Source organism: Marinobacter sp. EN3 (assembly GCF_000475315.1).
Lineage (GTDB): Bacteria > Pseudomonadota > Gammaproteobacteria > Pseudomonadales > Oleiphilaceae > Marinobacter > Marinobacter nauticus.
The window spans coordinates 633,904-652,450 of the sequence record NZ_AXCC01000001.1 but is presented as its reverse complement, the minus strand read 5'-3'; the positions used below and the strand labels follow the sequence as shown (position 1 = coordinate 652,450).

Genomic DNA, 18,547 nt, shown 5'->3' with positions numbered 1-18,547 from the left:
ACAGTTAGGGGCAGGAACAGGTATGCAGGATTTACTGTCACAGGACGAGATCGATGCCCTCCTCCACGGGGTGGATGATGGTGACATCGATACCTATGAAGAGACCGATGATACCGGCGTAAAGAACTACGACCTCGCCAGCCAGGATCGGATCGTCCGTGGCCGCATGCCAACGCTCGAGATGATCAACGAGCGTTTTGCCCGCTATACCCGTATCAGTCTGTTCAACCTGCTGCGCCGCAATGCCGATGTCTCCACCGGCGGTGTCCAGATCATGAAGTTCGGTGAGTACATCCATACCCTGTACGTACCCACCAGCCTTAACCTGTGCAAGGTTCGCCCGTTACGCGGTACATCCCTGTTCGTGCTGGACGCCAAGCTGGTGTTCAAACTGGTGGACAACTTCTTCGGTGGTGAGGGCCGCCATGCCAAGATCGAGGGTCGGGAATTCACACCGACCGAAACCCGAATTGTGCAAATGGTACTGAATCAGGTCTTCCACGATATGAAAGAAGCCTGGCATGCGGTCTTGCAGGTGGAATTCGAATACCTCAGCTCGGAAGTCAACCCGGCCATGGCCAACATCGTCAGCCCGAGCGAAGTGGTCGTGGTCAGCACCTTCCATATTGAACTCGATGGGGGGGGCGGCGAACTTCATTTCGCACTGCCGTATTCCATGATCGAGCCAATCCGCGATGTGCTGGATGCGGGTGTGCAGAGTGATATTGATGATGTCGACGAACGCTGGGTAAACGCCTTGCAGGAGGACATCAAAGAGGTCAATGTGCCCATCAATACCACCGTCTGCCGGCGCCGCATATCGTTGCGTGACATTGCCCGGATGAAAGCTGGCGATGTGATTCCGGTAGAGATTCCCGAGTACCTGACGGTGACCGCCAATGGTATTCCAATCTACAAGGCAACGCTGGGCACCCGCGACGGTAAGCTGGCGCTGAGGATTCACGACCGGGCCAAGTTGCCCAAGGTAAAGAAACAACTGAAGGTGGGACGCAATGGCTGACGACGACAAGAAAGACGAGCAGGAACTCAGCGAAGACGAAAAGCTGGCGGCCGAGTGGGAAGCGGCAATGGACGAGTCTGGCGATACAGAGGGCTCCCGGGAAGACGAGTGGGCAGCGGCTATGGCTGAGGCTGAAGGTGGCGACGACCAACCTGAAGCCGAACGCCAGGACGTGCGCACCGCGCCCATGGAGGAGTTTGGCGCGGACCAGGGCGCTGGTGGTGGCGAGTCTCCGGACATCGACGTGATCCTGGATATCCCCGTCACCATCTCCATGGAAGTGGGCAACACCCAGATTCCGATACGCAATCTGCTCCAGCTGAACCAGGGCTCGGTGATCGAACTGGACCGGCTGGCGGGCGAGCCACTGGATGTGCTGGTCAATGGCACCCTGATCGCCCACGGTGAGGTGGTCATGGTCAATGAGAAGTTTGGTATCCGGTTGACGGACGTGATCAGTCCGGGTGAGCGAATCAAACGGCTGCAGAAATAATATGGCAAGACTGACGGGCTGGTTGCTGTTGTGGGCTCCGCTGCCGCTGTTGGCCGAGGAAACGGCAAAGGCGGGCGAAATCGCTGCCTCTGGTGGGCGTGCCCCGGATACTGTAGCGACGATACTGAGCCTGGGAGCGGGCCTGTTGGCGGTGGTGGCCATCATTTACGGTTGTGCCTGGCTGATCCGTCGGATGGGCGGCATGACCGGTATGAACAACAACGCTATCAAGGTGGTGTCTGTGCTGGCCATCGGTGCCAGGGAACGTATTGCGCTGGTGGAAGTGGGTCAGCAGCAGATTCTGCTTGGTATTACTCCCAGCACGATCAGGACCCTGCATGTATTTGATCAGCCGGTGGTGGATGCCGGCAATGCCGGCTCCAGTGACTTCGCCCGCAAGCTGCAGTCCATGATTGGCAAATCCTGGTCAGCGCCAGAGAGGAAAGACTAACGTCATGGTGGTGGCCATTCTCAAACGCGGTTTTCCCTGGCTTGCGCTGATTGCCGGCCTTTGTCTTCCCGCCCTGGCCCAGGCTGATCTGCCCGGCATTCCGGCATTTACGGTTGAGCCCGGCGAGAACGGCACCGAGGAGTACTCGGTAACCCTGCAGATCCTGGCGCTGATGACCGCGCTGACTTTCCTGCCGGCCATGCTGATGATGATGACCTCGTTTACCCGGATCATCGTGGTCTTTGCGATTCTTCGTCAGGCTCTGGGGCTACAGGCCACACCCTCCAACCAGATTTTGCTGGGGCTGGCGCTGTTTCTGAGCATTTTTATCATGAAGCCGGTGCTGGAAGAGGCGAACCGGGTGGGCCTGCAACCTTACCTGCAGGAAGAGGTGACTTCACTGGAGGCGGTGGAGCTGGCCAGCCAGCCGTTTCGCAAGTTTATGCTGGAGCAGACTCGAGAAGACGACCTGGCGCTGTTCATGAGGATTGCCGATGTTCAGTATGAAACACCGCAGGACGTGTCTTTCTGGATTCTGATGCCGGCGTTTGTCACCAGTGAACTGAAGACGGCGTTCCAGATCGGGTTTATTCTGTTTATACCATTCCTGATCATCGACATGGTGGTGGCCAGTGTTCTGATGGCCATGGGTATGATGATGCTGTCACCCATTATCATTTCGCTGCCGTTTAAAATCATGCTGTTTGTGCTGGTGGATGGCTGGGCCCTGATCATGGGAACCCTGGCCGCCAGTTACGGGATCTAGGAGGTATCATGACTCCGGAAACGGTTATCGACATACTGCGAGAAGCGCTCTGGCTGATTGTTTTGCTGTCTGCCGTCATCATCGGGCCGGGGCTGGCAATTGGTCTTGTGGTCAGTACCTTCCAGGCTGCTACCCAGATCAACGAACAGACCCTCAGTTTCCTGCCTCGCCTCCTGATCACACTGATCGTGATCATTGCCGCCGGGCCCTGGATGCTGACCACCTTGCTGGACCACGCCAACCGGCTGATCTCCCGCATTCCCTATCTGATCGGCTGAGCCCATGCTGCCGGCGGAGTTCAGTGCAGATCTGATCGGCCAGTGGGTGGGGCAGCATATCTGGCCATTATTCCGGCTGGCCAGTTTTCTCATGGTCATCCCTATTTTCGGTACTCAACTGGTGCCTGCGAGGGTGAGGCTGGGGCTGGCGCTACTGATGACGATCCTGATTGTGCCCATGATCCCTCCCGTTCCCCAGGTGGAAGCGCTAAGTGCCGACGCGGTCGTCATCACGCTGCAGCAGATCCTGATTGGTATCGGCCTGGGCTTCGCGCTGACCGCACTCTGGCAGTTGTTTGTGATCGCCGGGCAGATGATTGCCATGCAGATGGGCCTGGGCTTTGCCTCCATGGTAGACCCCGCCAATGGTGTTAACGTGCCAGTGTTGGCTCAGATCTACACCATCACCATTACTTTGCTGTTTCTGGTGATGAATGGCCATCTGGTGGCCTTCGAGGTGTTCATCGAGAGTTTCTACACCTTGCCTATTGGCCTGGAGGGGCTGGGGCAGGATGGCGTGTGGGCTCTGGCCCATCGCATTTCATGGATGTTTGCCTCTGCCATGTTGCTGGCATTGCCGGCCGTGACTGCGGTTCTGATTGTGAACATCTCTTTCGGTGTAATGACCCGTGCGGCGCCTCAGATGAACATCTTCGCCCTCGGCTTTCCGATTGGCCTGATTTTTGGGTTGTTTGCTATCTGGGTCTTACACGCCAATTTCCTGCCACACTTCGATCAGTACACGCGGGAAACGTTTGATTTCATGCGCGCTCTGCAAGGGCAACCCTGACCATGGCCGAAGAGAACGACAACAGTCAGGAAAAAACCGAAGAGCCTACCCCCCGACGCCTGGAAAAGGCCAAGGAGGAGGGCCAGACGGCCCGTTCCAAGGAACTGGCCACCATGGCGGTATTGCTGGCCGGCGCTGGCGGGCTTCTGATTTTTGGTACGTCGCTTGGCGCATCTATTGAGTCCATCATGCGCGACTCCTTCGTAATCGAGCGCTCAGCAATTTTTGATACCCGGCATATGAGTGTTCAACTGATACTGGCGGCCAAAGAGGCCGCCTGGGCGCTGTCACCGATACTGGTGATGTTGCTGATTGCCGCCATTGCCGGCTCCATTGGCATTGGCGGTCTGCTGTTCAGTGCCAAGGCCATCGCACCGAAATTCAACCGGATGGATCCGATCAAGGGCCTGGGACGAATGTTCTCCATGCGCTCTCTGATCGAGCTGGTCAAGGCCATTGCCAAAGTGGGCCTGGTGATGGCGGTCGCCATCCTGATTCTGAACCTTCGCACCGAAGACTTGCTTGCGATTGCCGAAGAGCCGACCGTACCTGCCATGGAGCACGTGCTGTGGACCCTGGGCTGGAGTTTCTTCTTCCTGTCCTGCGCCACCATTGCCATTGCCGCCATCGATGTGCCTTTCCAGATCTACGATCACCAGAAAAAGCTCCGTATGACCAAGCAGGAGGTCAAGGACGAATACAAGGACACCGAGGGCAAGCCGGAGGTCAAAGGCAAGATTCGCCAGCTCCAGCGGGAGATGGCCCAGCGCCGGATGATGCAGGATGTTCCCAAGGCCGATGTGGTGATTACCAACCCGACACACTATGCCGTGGCATTGAAGTACGATCAGAAAACCATGGGCGCGCCAGTGGTGGTAGCCAAGGGGGCAGACGAGGTGGCCTTCAAGATTATGGAAATTGCCAGGGAGAACAAGGTCGAGGTGCTGCGAACACCGCCGCTGACACGGGCGGTGTATCACAATACCGATATTGGTGAAGAGATTCCGGACGGCCTGTACATGGCCATTGCTCAGGTGCTGGCCTACGTCTTCCAGTTGCGTCAGTTCCGCAAGGGCCGGGGGCCGAAGCCCGGCATGCCGGACTTCCCGATTCCGCCCGATATGCGGCGTGATATCTGAAGCCCTATATTCCGGGGACCGGAATAGAGGCAGGGTATTGCTTTCCGCGGGGTCAGCTGGATTCGTGCTCGTGAATCCGCTTGCCCCAGGCTTCCCGTTCGCCCGGCAGGATCAGGTTAAGGATGATGGCAACCACTGCGCACAGGGCGATGCCTTCCAGTTGGCCCAGCGCCATGTTGCCGATACCAAAGACCAGGGTCACGCCTACGATCACCAGATTACGGGACTGGGACAGATCCACCTGATGTCGGATCAGGGTATTCAGGCCGACAACGGCGATTGAACCGAACAGCAGGCAGAGGATGCCGCCCATAACCGGTACCGGAATGGTCTGCAACGCGGCGCCGAACTTGCCGACAAACGCCAGAACAATGGCAACCACCGCCGCCCACCACATAACTCTCGGGTTGAAGTTCTTGGTCAGCATCACCGCACCGGTTACCTCGGAATACGTGGTGTTGGGAGGACCGCCAAGCAGCGAGGCAGCGCTGGTGGCCAGACCATCACCCAGCAGGGTACGGTGCAAGCCCGGTTTTTCCAGATAGTTCTTGCGGGTAACGTTACCGATGGCCAGAACGTCGCCGATGTGTTCGATGGCCGGTGCGATGGCGACCGGAATCATGAACAGGATAGCGCCCCAGCTGAACGCCGGTGCTACGAAGTTTGGCATTGCCAGCCACTCAGCCTGCTGGATCGGCGTTGTGTCAACAATGCCCATGATGGCAGAGAGAAGGTAACCCACGAGGACACCGAACATGATCGGGATCAGCCGGAAAATGCCCTTGGCCCAGACCGACATGATGATGGTCACGGCCAAAGAGATCATGGCAATCCATATGGCAGTGTTGTAGGGCACCAGCTGAGTCTGGCCGTCACCGGTTTTGCCTGTAGCCATAAACACTGCTACCGGAGCCAACCCCAGGCCTATGGTCATGATGACCGGTGCAATCACCACCGGAGGCAGCAGCCGGGTAATGAAGCCGGTACCACGCAGGCGAATCGCCCCGGACAGAATGATATACAGAATGCCTGCGGCCATCAGGCCACCGAGGGTTTCTTCCAGGCCAAAGCGGCCTTTAGAGGCCAGCACGGGCGCGATGAACGCGAACGATGAAGCCAGGAAGATCGGGATCTGGCCACCGGTGACAATGTGAAAAATCAGAGTGCCCAGGCCGGCAGTGAACAGCGCGACGTTCGGGTCCAGGCCGGTAATCAGTGGCATCAGTACCAGGGCGCCAAAAGCCACCAGCAGCATCTGGGAACCGGCAATAGCCTGTTTCCAGACCGGATCGTTGTTATGGTCCTGCATGCTCAGACGTCCTTCTGCTTGGTGCCGAAGATCTTGTCGCCGGCATCACCCAGGCCCGGCAGAATGTAGCCTTTCTCGTTCAGGCGCTCATCCACCGACGCGGTGTAGATGGACACGTCCGGGTGTTTTTCCAGAACCTTTTCCACGCCCTCCGGCGCAGCCACCAGAACCAGGGCCCGGATTTCGGTGCTGCCGGCCTTCTTGAGCAAATCGATGGTGGAAATCATGGAGCCGCCGGTAGCCAGCATCGGATCGATGATCAGGGCCATGCGCTGATCCAGCTCGCCTACCAGTTTTTCCAGGTAGGTTTCCGCTTCGAGGGTGTCTTCGTTGCGGATCTGGCCAACCACGCTCACCCGGGCCACCGGAATCAGGCTCAGGACACCGTCCAGCATGCCCAGACCGGCACGTAGGATGGGCACGATGGTTACCTTCTTGCCGTGGATCTGCTCCACGGAGACCGGGCCGGCCCAGCCCTCAATGGTTTTTTCCTGAAGATTGAAGTCTTTGGTGGCCTCGTAAGTCAGCAACGCGCCAACTTCCTGTGCCAGCTCTCGGAAGTTTTTGGTACTGATGTCGGCGCGGCGCATGAGGCCGAGCTTGTGGCGGATCAGAGGGTGCTTCACTTCATGGATCGGCATGGGGTCACCTGTGTGTTCGGGTTTCTGGCTTGAATCGGGATAATGCAAATGGCGAAAGGATACCGTATCTGGGCCGCTGCGTCAGGCGTTGAAAGGTGCGCAGACGTCAAATTTTGCAAGGGCTGGTACGGTTCTTGCGATACCACCCGGAAAGCGACCCCTGGTGTCAGATTTTCGACCCGGAAAATGCCCGCAGGCACAGATACGTGGAGACAGACCCGGCATGGACAGAGCTCTAGTCCTTAACAACGTCAAATCCCTGACGCGGGGGAACCTCGGCATCCCCCTGATGCTGATGGGGCTGCTTGGCATGATGATTCTGCCCATGCCTGCGTTCCTGCTGGATGTGTTCTTCACCTTCAATATCACTCTGTCCATCGTCATTCTGCTGGTCTGTGTGTACGCCATGCGGCCGATGGAATTTGCCTCGTTTCCCACGGTATTGCTGGTGGCCACCCTGTTGCGGCTGGGCCTGAACGTGGCGTCCACCCGGATTGTATTGCTGAACGGCCATGAGGGCGGTGATGCTGCCGGTAAAGTCATCGAGTCCTTTGGTGAAGTCCTGATTGGGGGAAACTACGCTGTTGGTCTGGTGGTTTTCGCCATCCTTATGATCATCAACTTCCTGGTTGTCACCAAAGGTGCCGGCCGGGTGTCTGAGGTCAGTGCCCGCTTCACTCTGGATGCCATGCCGGGCAAGCAGATGGCGATTGACGCCGATCTGAACGCCGGGCTGATCAATCAGGACGAGGCGAAGTCACGCCGTTCGGAAATCGCTCAGGAAGCGGACTTTTACGGTTCTATGGACGGCGCCTCGAAGTTTGTGAAAGGCGATGCCGTTGCAGGCTTGCTGATCCTGGCGATCAACATCGTTGGTGGTGTGGCTATCGGCATGATGCAGCACGGGTTGGATTTTGGTCTGGCAATGGAGCGCTATGCGTTACTGACCATCGGTGATGGTCTGGTTGCCCAGATTCCCTCGCTGTTGCTCTCCACGTCTGCCGCCATCATGGTTACCCGGGTCACCTCCAGCCAGGACATGGGTGGCCAGATCATTCAGCAGATGTTCAGCGCTCCCAAAGCGTTGGGCATTGCGGCCGGTATCCTGATTCTGCTTGGCCTGATTCCGGGGATGCCCCACATCGCGTTTCTCGGCCTTGGTTTGCTGGCCGCTGGCGCAGCCTGGTTTATCTGGAAGAAACAGCAGCAAACGGTTGAGGATGAAGGTGGTTTTGTTGGCCGTGGCGGCATGGCTGGTGGTGCGGCCCGGCAGGGTGCGGAAATCTCTCCGGATCGTCCGGGTGGCGAGGGGCAGGCACTGCCGGCGCCGGGAGAAACCCGCGAGCTCGGATGGGATGACGTGGCCACGGTGGACATTGTCGGGCTGGAGGTAGGCTACCGCCTGATTCCGTTGGTAGACAAATCCCAGGGTGGACAATTGCTCAGTCGGATCAAGGGGGTTCGTAAGAAGCTTTCGCAGGATCTGGGCTTCCTCATGCCCTCGGTGCACATTCGCGACAACCTGGATCTTATGCCGAACGTCTACCGGATTACCCTGATGGGCGTGACCATTGCCGAGGCCGAGATCCATCCGGAGCGGGAGCTGGCCATTGATCCGGGGCAGGTGTTTGGCAAAGTTGAAGGCATTGCCGGCAAGGACCCCGCCTTCGGCCTGGACGCCATCTGGATTGAGTCCGACAGGAAGGATCAGGCCCAGACCCTGGGTTACACCGTGGTGGATGCGAGTACCGTGGTGGCGACACATCTGAATCAGATCCTGCAGAAACACGCTCATGAACTGATTGGCCACGAAGAAGCCCAGAAGTGGCTGGACCAGTTGGAGAAGATTTCGCCCAAGCTGGCGGAGGAACTGGTGCCGACCACGATTTCCATCAGCATCCTGTTGAAAGTTTTGCAGAACCTGTTGAAAGAAGAAGTGCCGGTGCGGGATATGCGCTCCATTGCCGAGGCCATCGTGAACGTGCATCCAAAGAGTCAGGACCCGAAAGTACTGACCACGGTAGCCCGCCAGGCGCTGCGCCGGATGATTGTTCAGAGTATTTGTGGCAACGACGCCGAAATCCCTGTTATCACGTTGGATCCAGACCTGGAACAGTTATTGCTGAAGTCTGTTCAGCAGAGTCAACAATCCGGCGGTCAGGATGACATTGGTCTGGTGCTTGAGCCCAACATGGTGGAAAAGCTGCAACGATCCCTTCAGGACAGCGTGCAGCGCCAGGAAATGCTCGGCAAGCCCGCCATCCTGCTGGTTTCGGGGCCCTTGCGGCCAGTACTGGCGAAGTTTGCCAGCTACGGGGTAGAGCGTTTGCATGTGCTCTCTTACCAGGAAATCCCGGATAACAAACAGATCACGATAGTCGCTTCTGTGGGTCAATAAACCGACGGAGCATCGCGGGGAGCCAGAGTGCTTGCCGGTGGGAGGATGAAACAGCATGAAAGTAAAACGGTTTTTTGCGCAGTCCATGGCTGAGGCCCTGAAGCAGGTAAGCCACGAAATGGGGCCGGATGCCGTTATTCTGTCTAACCGCCGGGTTGATGGTGGTGTTGAGATCGTGACGGCACTCGACTACGACGAAAACATGGCGCGTCAGCGTCTTGGCGATAGGGCGGTTGAAGCCACCAACGGCTCCCGGCTGGCAGAGATGCAGGCCGAGCAGCATCGTCGGCTGGAAGAGGAGCTGAACCGGTCCCGCAGTCGCATTCGTGAGGTTCGGGAAAAGCGCGCAGGAAGTGGCGCCTCAGGTGGCGTGGCGTCGTCCTTGTCTTTCGAGACTGCCGATTTTCCGGCGTCACGTCCCAGTGATGAAGCGCTGGCAAAGCCGTTTGCGGGTAGCGAATCCGGCGCCGGTGGCTATGCCGATGAACTGGCCAGTATGCGTGCCGAAATCAGCTCTCTGCGTGATCTGGTCAGTGGTAAGGCTGCAACTGCCACGCCGACCGGCAACAGCGCAGTTCAGCAACGATTGGCCGAGCGCCTGCAGGAGTTCGGTTTGGGCGCGGAGCTGGCCGGCTCTCTGTCCCGTCGGCACCGGGCCGGGCGTCTGGAGGACGGCTGGAAGCAGTCACTGAAAATGCTGGCGACCGGCGTTCGTACCGGTCGCGAAGACTGGCTTGATGCCGGCGGTATCTATGCCCTGGTCGGGCCAACCGGGTCTGGCAAAACCACCACCATTGGCAAGCTGGCGGCCCGCTACGTGCTTGAGCATGGTCCGGATTCGTTGGCACTGGTGACCACCGACCGCTATCGTGTGGCCGCTCATGAGCAGCTCTTCGTGTTCGGCCGCATCCTGAATGTGCCCGTGCGTGTGGTGGATGAGAGCCATTCCCTGGATGACATTCTTGATGAGTTATCGGATCGACACCTGGTGCTGATTGACACTGCCGGCCTGACCAGTGCCGACCGCGGTTACCAGGAACAACTGGCGGAGTTGGCTCGCAGCGATCACAATATCCGTACACATCTGGTGGTCTCCGCCACCAGTCAGCCACGTATCATGAAATCCGTGTGGCATTGCTATAAGATGGCAAGCCTTGCAGGCTGCATCATGACCAAGATTGATGAGGCCCTGACCTTGGGCGAAGCGCTCGGGTTCGTTATGGAGACCAGCTTACCGGTGGCCTGGTACACCGATGGCCAGAAGATACCGGAAGATCTCCAGAGGGCGGAGGCCATTCCGTTAGTGCGCCTGGGCGTAGAACGGCTTAAGGCCGTGCAGAGCGCACAGACAGTCGCCGAAGGTGCCTGAGCCTCGTTGGCGACCAGAATAAAACACCGGCACGCGTGCCCGTACAAGAACGTAGTAAGAGACTGATAACAGTATGAGCAGACCACATCCGGTTCAGGTGATTGCGGTTTCCGGCGGCAAGGGCGGTGTCGGCAAGAGCAATGTTTCGGTCAATCTCGGTATCGCCCTGGCCCAGAAGGGGCGCCGGGTTGTCTTGCTGGACGCGGATCTCGGGCTCGCCAACATCGATGTGTTGCTCGGCATTACCGCTAATCGAAATCTGCAAGACGTACTCAGCGGCGATTGTGATCTGAAAGACGTGCTGGTGAATGGCCCTGGTGGTATCAAGATTGTACCGGCTTCCTCCGGCACCCAGCGTATGACCCAGCTCAGCGCCATGGAACATGCCGGCCTGATCAACGCTTTCAGTGAGCTGGGCGACCAGATTGACGTTCTGATTGTGGATACCGCCGCAGGTATTTCTGAATCGGTGGTCAGCTTCCTCAGGGCCTCGCAGGAACTTCTGCTGGTGGTCTGCGACGAACCTACTTCCATTACCGATGCGTACGCGTTGATCAAGCTGATGAACCGGGATTATGGCACCAACCGCTTCCGTATCCTGGCAAACCAGGTCCGCAATGAGCAGGAAGGCCGCCATCTGTTTGAAAAACTGACCCGGGTCACCGAGCGTTTTCTGGATGTGGCACTACAATATGTAGGTATCGTGCCTTACGACGAGGCCGTCAAGAAAGCCGTCCAAAGACAGAAAGCGGTATTGGATGCCTATCCGAGGGCGAAAGCCTCGCTGGCTATCCGGGCTCTGGCCGAAAAAGTGGACAGTTGGCCTTTGCCGTCCTCTCCCAGGGGGCATCTCGAATTCTTCGTGGAGCGGCTCGTCGAAGTCTGATCTGAATCCAGTCCTACAAGAAAACCGGATACATGACATTGGCGAAACATCTGGGAATTTACCATCAGGCCGGCGCCAGGAGCCCTTCAGCCCTGATTGAAGAGCATGCGCCGCTGGTCAAGAAAATCGCCCTTCATCTCATGGCCCGGCTGCCGCCATCAGTGCAGCTGGAAGACCTTATGCAGGCCGGTATGATTGGCCTGCTGGAGGCCGCGCAGCGCTATTCTTCCGGCAAAGGTGCCACCTTTGAAACCTACGCAGGGATTCGCATCCGCGGCGCCATGGTGGATGAGATCCGCAAAGGCGACTGGGTGCCCCGCTCAGTGCATCGCAACGCCCGGCGAATCGCCAGTGCTATCAAGCAGGTGGAAGATCGTACCGGGCGCGAGGCCCAGGATGCCGAAGTAGCTGAAGAGCTTGGCATTGGTCTGGACGAGTACCATGCCTCACTCGCCGACGCTAACAGCGGTAGACTTTTTAGTCTTGATGAGCTCAATGAATCCGGCGAGCTGCCGATAGAAGAAGCAGAAGCGAGTGATAATCCGCTGGACGGTATTGCTTCAGGCGCTTTCCAGCGAAGTCTCGCAGACGCCATTGAGCAGTTGCCTGAGCGTGAAAAGCTGGTATTGAGCCTGTATTACCAGGAAGAGCTCAACCTCAAGGAAATCGGTGCGGTGCTAGGGGTCAGTGAGAGCCGGGTAAGCCAGATTCACAGCCAGGCGGCGTTGCGACTTCGCAGCCGGCTGGCCGAGTGGCGGGATGGTGACAACGACTGATCGGCCAGGTGCTGTGTTTCTCTCTCAGCAAGCTGTGTAGCTTTTGGTAAACGATGCTTTACAACGTGCGCAAACACCACACAATAAGCGCTTAAGGTAGCAGCCTGCTAGACTTCCAAAAGGCTGAATGAATTCCGGGTGTTACTGACTGGAGGTCCCATTGGACAAGAACATGAAAATTCTCATTGTGGATGACTTCTCCACAATGCGACGCATCATCAAAAACCTGCTGCGAGATCTCGGCTTCACCAATACGGATGAAGCAGACGATGGCAACACCGCGTTGCCCATGCTCCGAAGCGGCAAGTATGACTTCCTGGTGACTGACTGGAACATGCCCGGCATGTCGGGCTTTGACCTTCTGAAGGCTGTCCGTGCTGATGAAAACCTGAAGAACCTGCCGGTTCTGATGGTAACGGCAGAGGCTAAGCGGGACCAGATCGTGGCTGCGGCTCAGGCCGGGGTGAACGGGTATGTGGTCAAGCCTTTCACGGCAGCCGTGCTGAAGGAAAAGATCGAGAAAATCTTCGAACGAATCCAGTAACCAGAGGTCGGATGGCTCGCCATGAGTGATACCAAACAGAACCATCAGGGCCTTGATCCGGAGGTGGCGGAGAAGCTTCAAAAGCAGGCCTCCGACCTGGCCGAGAATGTAAACGCCGGGAATTATGCCAAGGCGATGACCCTGATCAATGAACTGAGCGAGGTTCGCGATCAGAGTCTGTATCGGGAAGTGGGGCGACTGACCCGCAGCCTCCATGAGGCAATCCGGAACTTCCAGATAGACCCGCGTAATGCCGAGCAGAAAGAAGTGCTGTCGAAGATGAGCGACGCTTCTGACCGTCTGGCCTATGTGGTTCAGATGACCAGCCAGGCGGCGAACCGCACCATGGATCTGGTTGAGGAAAGCATGCCGGTGGCTCACGCCATGCGGGATGAAGCGGTTTCCCTGCGGGATGAGTGGCAGCGTCTGCGCCGTCGTGAAATGGAGCCTGCGGAGTTTCGGGAGCTTTACGGTCGCATCGACAAGTTCTTCGCTGGCCTGACGACAGACTCCGACAGTCTGTACCAGAACCTGTCGGAAATCCTTCTGGCTCAGGATTTTCAGGATCTTACCGGTCAGGTTATCCAGAAGGTCACCGCGTTGGTGAAAGAGGTGGAAGACAACCTTCTTGGTCTGGTGGTGATGGCCAGCCACGTTGATCAACTGACCGGCACAGTGCATCAGATTGAAGAAAAAGAAGAATCGGCCGAAAAAGGGGTAGGGCCCCAGATCAAGGCCGATGAGCGGGAAGATGTAGTTTCGGGACAGGACGATGTGGACGATCTGCTGTCCAGTCTCGGATTCTGATAATAAAGAGGGTGACGCATGGCGTTAGATGCTGATGAAGAGATCCTGCAGGACTTCCTGGTAGAAGCCGGCGAGATACTCGAAAAGTTGTCGGAGCAGCTGGTGGATCTGGAGCAGCATCCCGATGACAGCGATCTGCTGAACGCCATTTTCCGTGGCTTCCATACCGTGAAAGGGGGCGCAGGCTTCCTTCAGCTGGAGGCACTGGTTAATTGCTGCCACTCTGCGGAGAACGTGTTTGATATTCTCCGGAATCACAAGCGCAAGGTAACACCGGACCTGATGGACGTGGTGCTGGAGGCGCTGGACAACGTTAATGCCATGTTCGAAGAAGTCCGCAACCGGGAAGAACCGACGCCCGCGCCGGACGAACTGATTGAAGCTCTGGATGCACTCGCCAAACCCGAGTCCGAGGATGCACCGGCGGTGGAAGCACCAACCCCGGCACAGGAGCCGTCGTCTGCGGATGTCGGACAGCAAGGGGATCAGGGCGATATCACTGACGAAGAGTTCGAGCAGCTGCTGGACGCGTTGGCGGATGAAAAATCCGATGGCCAGAAACCGGTCGGCAACGAGCAGGTGAGCACCCCGGCAGAATCCGCCGGCGGCTCAGACAGTGATGAGATTACCGACGATGAATTTGAGGCCCTGCTGGATCAACTCCACGGCAAGGGCCAGTTTGCCGGCGCGCCTGCGGAAGATGAAGCGCCCAAGGCAGATATCGACACCAGCGGTGGCTCGGAGAAATCATCCGGTGACGCCGATCTGATTTCCGACGACGAATTCGAGAACCTGCTGGACGAACTGCATGGCAAGGGTGCAGGCCCAAGCGCGGGGGCTGCCGCAGGTGAGCCCAAGCCTGCGCCGGCTCCATCAAGCAAGGCCGAACCAGCCCCGGAACCAAAGAAAGCGGAAGCCAAAGCCGAGAGCAAGGCCGCTTCCAAGCCGGCCCCTGCGCCTGCACCTGCCCGTGAGGCCGCACCAGCGGGCGAAACCACGGTTCGGGTTGATACCAAGCGCCTGGACGACATCATGAACATGGTGGGCGAACTGGTGCTGGTGCGTAACCGCCTGCAGCGTCTGGGTTCCGAAAGCGAAGACGAACACATGCACAAGGCAGTGGCCAATCTCGATGTGGTGACCACGGATCTGCAGGCTGCCGTCATGCAAACACGGATGCAGCCGATCAAGAAAGTTTTCGGCCGTTTCCCCAGAGTGGTGCGCGACCTGGCCCGCAGTCTGAAGAAAGAAGTGAATCTGGTCATGCACGGTGAGGAAACCGACCTGGATAAAAACCTGGTTGAAGCTCTGGCCGATCCCCTGGTGCACCTGGTGAGAAATTCCGTGGATCATGGTGTCGAGGCACCGGACGTACGGGAAAAGGCCGGCAAACCTCGCGCTGGAACCGTGACTCTGTCGGCGGAGCAGGAAGGCGACCATATTCTGCTGTCCATTGTCGACGACGGCGCCGGTATGAATCCTGATGTCTTGCGCCGCAAGGCGGTCGAGAAGGGCCTGTACGATCAGGATGCGGCAGACCGCCTTACCGATAACGAATGCTTCAATCTGATTTTTGCGGCCGGTTTCTCCACCAAGGACCAGATTTCCGATGTCTCTGGTCGGGGTGTCGGCATGGACGTGGTGAAAACCAAGATCGGCCAGCTCAATGGGCAGATCAATATCATGTCCGAACAGGGCAAGGGCACCAGCATTATCATCAAGGTGCCGCTGACTCTGGCCATTATGCCAACGTTGATGATCATGCTTGGTGACCAGTCTTTCGCGCTGCCGCTGGTGAATGTGGTGGAGATTTTCCACCTGGATCTGACCAAGACCAACATTGTCGACGGCAAAGAGTGTATTGTCGTGCGGGACAAAGTGTTCCCACTGTTCCACATCAAGCGCTGGCTGGTGCACGGTGCGGCAGGTCAGGCCGAGCCGGAGATTGCGCACGTGGTGATTGTGGCCATGGGGACCAAACAGGTCGGCTTTGTCGTTGATCAGCTGATTGGCCAGGAAGAGGTGGTGATCAAACCTCTGGGCCGGGCCCTGCAGGGGACGCCAGGAATGGCCGGCGCCACCATCACCGGTGATGGCCGTATCGCCCTGATTATTGATGTGCCGAGCCTCCTGCAGCACTACGGCTGAGCAGGAATTTCCGGGATTGTGTAGGAGAAATGGATGACAGTTTCTGTCCTGGTCGTGGATGATTCGGGCTTTTTTCGCAAACGGCTGACGGAAATCCTGACGGCCTCGGGCCAGATTAAAGTGGTAGGCGCCGCCACCAACGGGCGGGAAGGTGTCGAGCTGGCAGAAAAACTGCGCCCCGATGTGATCACCATGGATTACGAGATGCCGGTGATGGACGGCATCTCTGCCGTGCGCGAGATCATGCGCAAACATCCCACCCCGGTTTTGATGTTCTCGTCCCTGACCTATGAAGGTGCCCGCGTTACCCTGGATGCCCTGGAAGCCGGGGCAGTGGATTTCCTGCCCAAGAACTTCGAGGAAATTGCCAGGGACACCAGTCAACTTCAGAAAATCCTTATCCAGCGTATTCTGGATGTGGCCGGTAGCCGCCCGGGTGCCCGATCGGCGCCTGTGGCCCCGAGGCCGGCGGCACCGGCTGCGGAACCTCGCCGTGAACCTGTCGAGCGCGCCGGTTCGCGCCTGCACCGCCCGGTAACGACGGAACCCCGTAAAGACCCTGCGACCTCCGAGCCGGTTCGTAAACCCACCAGAAAAACGGCCGCCAGGCACTACAGTGTGGTAGCCATCGGCACTTCCACCGGTGGCCCCGTTGCGCTGCAAAAGGTGCTCACGGCGTTACCGGCTTCGTTTCCCGCGCCCATCGTATTGGTTCAGCACATGCCCGCCAGCTTCACTCCGGCCTTTGCCGAGCGGCTCAACAAGTTGTGTCGCATTGAGGTGCGCCAGGCCGAGGACGGCGACGTGCTTCGTCCGGGACTGGCCCTGCTGGCGCCCGGTGGCAAGCAGATGATGATTGAAAGTCGCGGCGGGCAGGCAAAAGTGCGGATTCTTCCGGGCGATGACCGCTTGAATTACAAACCCTGTGTGGATGTTACCTTCGGTTCTCTGGCCAGGAGCTTCCCAGGCAAAACCCTGGGTCTGATCCTTACTGGTATGGGTTCCGACGGAAAGGAAGGCTGCAGGATGATGAAGCAGTCCGGTTCCGTGATCTGGTCCCAGGATGAGAAATCCTCCGTCATCTATGGCATGCCGATGGCTGTGGCCAAAGCCGGACTGAGCGACGAGATTCTGGCGCTGGAGGATATTGGCGCGCGGCTGGTTGAAGGTGTGAGCTGATGGATATTCTGAGCCTGCTCGGAATCATCCTGGCGTTCGTGGCCATCCTGGGTGGCAATCTGCTGGAAGGAGGCGCTGTCAGTTCGCTGTTCAACGGCCCGGCCGGGTTGATCGTGGTGGGCGGAACTCTGGCGGCGACCATCCTGCAAACCTCCTGGCCGATGCTCAAGCGTGCCTTCGGTCAGGTTCGCTGGGTGTTTATTCCGCCCTACATCTCGCTGGAAGATGGCATTGGCAAGGTCATCGACTGGAGCGTCAAAGCCCGCAAACAGGGCCTGCTGGGCCTGGAAGGGCTTGCGGAGAGAGAGCCCGAGCCGTTTGCCCGGAAAGGGCTGCAGTTGCTGGTTGATGGTGCCGAGCCCGAGTCCATTCGCAGTATCATGGAAGTCGACCTGGAAACCCGGGAGCAGCGCGATCTGGAGTCGGCCAGAGTCTATGAGGCCATGGGTGGGTATTCCCCCACTATCGGTATTATTGGCGCGGTGATGGGCCTGATTCAGGTCATGACCAATCTGGAAGATCCCCAATCACTGGGTGGCGGCATCGCCACGGCCTTTGTGGCGACCATCTACGGCGTTGCCCTGGCCAACCTGTTGTTCTTTCCGGTGGCCAATAAATTGCGGGGCATCATCAAGGAACGCACCCGTTATGAGGACATGATGATCGATGGCATTATCGCCATTGCCGAGGGCGAAAACCCGAAATCCATCGAATTGAGACTGCGGGGCTTCCTGCAGTAATTCCGGGCCAGGGCTTCCTATGCGCCGTCGCAGACCACCCCAGGATGATCTCCACAACAAGGAACGCTGGCTGATTTCCTACGCGGATTTCATCACGCTTCTGTTTGCCTTTTTCGTGGTGATGTACTCGGTATCGTCCGTGAATGAGGGCAAGTACAAGGTGCTGTCGGAAACCTTCACCGGTGTCTTTAACGCCCCCCAGCGCTCATTGCAACCGGTCACCGTAGGCGGCCAGCCGGTCCGGGCGCCGCAACAACAGCATGAAGATGTTATTCCGCCGCCGGTTACCGAGGCGCCCCGTAATCCGGAACTGGATGCCGAGGGTCGCACCGAGGCTTTGCGAACCATGGCCAACCAGCTTGCCATGGAATTCGACGAACTGATCAATCAGGGGGTAGTGAGTCTGGAAACCAGCAGCGAGTGGATTGAACTCAATCTGCCGAACAGCATGCTCTTTGGCAGTGGTGATGCTGAGCCCCATTACGACTCTTTTGAAGTCATTGAAAAGATCGCCAGTGTACTGCGCAACCGCGACAATGCGGTCAAGGTGGAAGGCTTTACCGATAACCAACCCATTCGTACCAGCCGCTTTCCGTCCAACTGGGAACTTTCGACCGCCCGTGCAGCGGCTGTCGCCCGGATGTTGATGATGGAGGGCATCGAGCCAGAGCGCCTGGCAGCGGTGGGTTATGGTCAATACCAGCCTGTGGCCCGCAACGATACCGAGGAGGGCCGGCGGCGTAACCGCCGGGTGGTTCTGCTGATCTCCCGGGATGCAAGCATCCGGGGGGCGGTGCGCTGATCACCTGCCG

Annotated in this window: 19 protein-coding genes; 17 read left to right on the top strand and 2 right to left on the bottom strand. The window is 58.0% G+C overall.

The window, feature by feature from the left end:
- Positions 1-22 precede the first annotated feature (22 nt).
- Genes fliM through flhB form a run of 7 tightly spaced genes read left to right on the top strand, consistent with a single transcriptional unit; the run spans position 23 to position 4,938 of the window.
- The gene (gene fliM / locus Q675_RS22590; RefSeq protein WP_014421039.1) at positions 23-1,021 is read left to right on the top strand and encodes a flagellar motor switch protein FliM; all 999 of its coding nucleotides are present in this window, start codon (positions 23-25) and stop codon (positions 1,019-1,021) included.
- Entirely contained in the window at positions 1,014-1,514 is a 501-nt protein-coding gene (gene fliN / locus Q675_RS22585) for a flagellar motor switch protein FliN (RefSeq protein WP_023010595.1), read from the top strand. The genes fliM and fliN overlap by 8 nt, the downstream gene beginning before the upstream one ends.
- 1 nt (position 1,515) lies before the next feature.
- Positions 1,516-1,965, top strand: a complete 450-nt coding sequence (gene fliO / locus Q675_RS22580; RefSeq protein WP_023010594.1) for a flagellar biosynthetic protein FliO — start codon at positions 1,516-1,518, stop codon at positions 1,963-1,965.
- Positions 1,966-1,969: 4 nt separating this feature from the next.
- The gene (fliP, locus tag Q675_RS22575) at positions 1,970-2,731 is read left to right on the top strand and encodes a flagellar type III secretion system pore protein FliP (RefSeq protein ID WP_011785458.1); all 762 of its coding nucleotides are present in this window, start codon (positions 1,970-1,972) and stop codon (positions 2,729-2,731) included.
- A gap of 8 nt (positions 2,732-2,739) precedes the next feature.
- Positions 2,740-3,009 carry a flagellar biosynthesis protein FliQ gene (fliQ, locus tag Q675_RS22570; protein ID WP_023010593.1) on the top strand — a complete coding sequence of 90 codons (270 nt, stop codon included), beginning with the start codon at positions 2,740-2,742 and terminating at the stop codon, positions 3,007-3,009.
- A gap of 4 nt (positions 3,010-3,013) precedes the next feature.
- Complete coding sequence (gene fliR / locus Q675_RS22565) at positions 3,014-3,799, top strand: flagellar biosynthetic protein FliR (RefSeq protein WP_022991614.1); 786 nt, start codon at positions 3,014-3,016, stop codon at positions 3,797-3,799.
- Positions 3,800-3,801: 2 nt separating this feature from the next.
- Positions 3,802-4,938 carry a flagellar biosynthesis protein FlhB gene (gene flhB, locus Q675_RS22560; RefSeq protein ID WP_011785455.1) on the top strand — a complete coding sequence of 379 codons (1,137 nt, stop codon included), beginning with the start codon at positions 3,802-3,804 and terminating at the stop codon, positions 4,936-4,938.
- Between the two features lie 52 nt (positions 4,939-4,990).
- On the opposite strand, the gene Q675_RS22555 is transcribed toward flhB, so the two are convergent.
- Together Q675_RS22555 and upp are read right to left on the bottom strand one after the other, a co-directional pair.
- Positions 4,991-6,247, bottom strand: coding sequence for a uracil-xanthine permease family protein (locus Q675_RS22555; RefSeq protein ID WP_022991613.1), 1,257 nt, complete (start codon positions 6,245-6,247; stop codon positions 4,991-4,993).
- 2 nt (positions 6,248-6,249) lie between these two features.
- On the bottom strand, positions 6,250-6,888 hold the full coding sequence (upp, locus tag Q675_RS22550; protein ID WP_011785453.1) for a uracil phosphoribosyltransferase: 639 nt from the start codon (positions 6,886-6,888) through the stop codon (positions 6,250-6,252).
- A 223-nt stretch (positions 6,889-7,111) separates the two neighbouring features.
- On the opposite strand from upp, the gene flhA reads away from it, so the two are divergent.
- The 10 genes from flhA to motD all read left to right on the top strand — a co-directional run bounded on the left by flhA (position 7,112) and on the right by motD (position 18,537).
- On the top strand, positions 7,112-9,286 hold the full coding sequence (gene flhA / locus Q675_RS22545) for a flagellar biosynthesis protein FlhA (RefSeq protein ID WP_014421044.1): 2,175 nt from the start codon (positions 7,112-7,114) through the stop codon (positions 9,284-9,286).
- Between the two features lie 55 nt (positions 9,287-9,341).
- Complete coding sequence (gene flhF / locus Q675_RS22540) at positions 9,342-10,655, top strand: flagellar biosynthesis protein FlhF (RefSeq protein ID WP_023010592.1); 1,314 nt, start codon at positions 9,342-9,344, stop codon at positions 10,653-10,655.
- A 73-nt stretch (positions 10,656-10,728) separates the two neighbouring features.
- Positions 10,729-11,541, top strand: coding sequence for a MinD/ParA family protein (locus Q675_RS22535; protein WP_011785450.1), 813 nt, complete (start codon positions 10,729-10,731; stop codon positions 11,539-11,541).
- A gap of 32 nt (positions 11,542-11,573) precedes the next feature.
- Entirely contained in the window at positions 11,574-12,317 is a 744-nt protein-coding gene (locus Q675_RS22530; RefSeq protein ID WP_023010591.1) for an RNA polymerase sigma factor FliA, read from the top strand.
- A 160-nt stretch (positions 12,318-12,477) separates the two neighbouring features.
- The gene (gene cheY, locus Q675_RS22525) at positions 12,478-12,861 is read left to right on the top strand and encodes a chemotaxis response regulator CheY (protein ID WP_011785448.1); all 384 of its coding nucleotides are present in this window, start codon (positions 12,478-12,480) and stop codon (positions 12,859-12,861) included.
- 21 nt (positions 12,862-12,882) lie between these two features.
- Positions 12,883-13,668 (top strand): protein phosphatase CheZ, encoded by a 786-nt coding sequence (locus tag Q675_RS22520; RefSeq protein WP_014421047.1) that lies wholly within the window; start codon positions 12,883-12,885, stop codon positions 13,666-13,668.
- Between the two features lie 18 nt (positions 13,669-13,686).
- Positions 13,687-15,816, top strand: coding sequence for a chemotaxis protein CheA (locus Q675_RS22515; RefSeq protein ID WP_023010590.1), 2,130 nt, complete (start codon positions 13,687-13,689; stop codon positions 15,814-15,816).
- Between the two features lie 33 nt (positions 15,817-15,849).
- A complete protein-coding gene (locus tag Q675_RS22510) occupies positions 15,850-16,995 on the top strand; it encodes a protein-glutamate methylesterase/protein-glutamine glutaminase (RefSeq protein ID WP_014421049.1) in 1,146 nt (381 codons plus the stop codon).
- A complete protein-coding gene (locus Q675_RS22505) occupies positions 16,995-17,735 on the top strand; it encodes a flagellar motor protein (protein ID WP_011785444.1) in 741 nt (246 codons plus the stop codon). The genes Q675_RS22510 and Q675_RS22505 overlap by 1 nt, the downstream gene beginning before the upstream one ends.
- A gap of 19 nt (positions 17,736-17,754) precedes the next feature.
- A complete protein-coding gene (motD, locus tag Q675_RS22500) occupies positions 17,755-18,537 on the top strand; it encodes a flagellar motor protein MotD (RefSeq protein WP_011785443.1) in 783 nt (260 codons plus the stop codon).
- Positions 18,538-18,547: the final 10 nt, after the last annotated feature.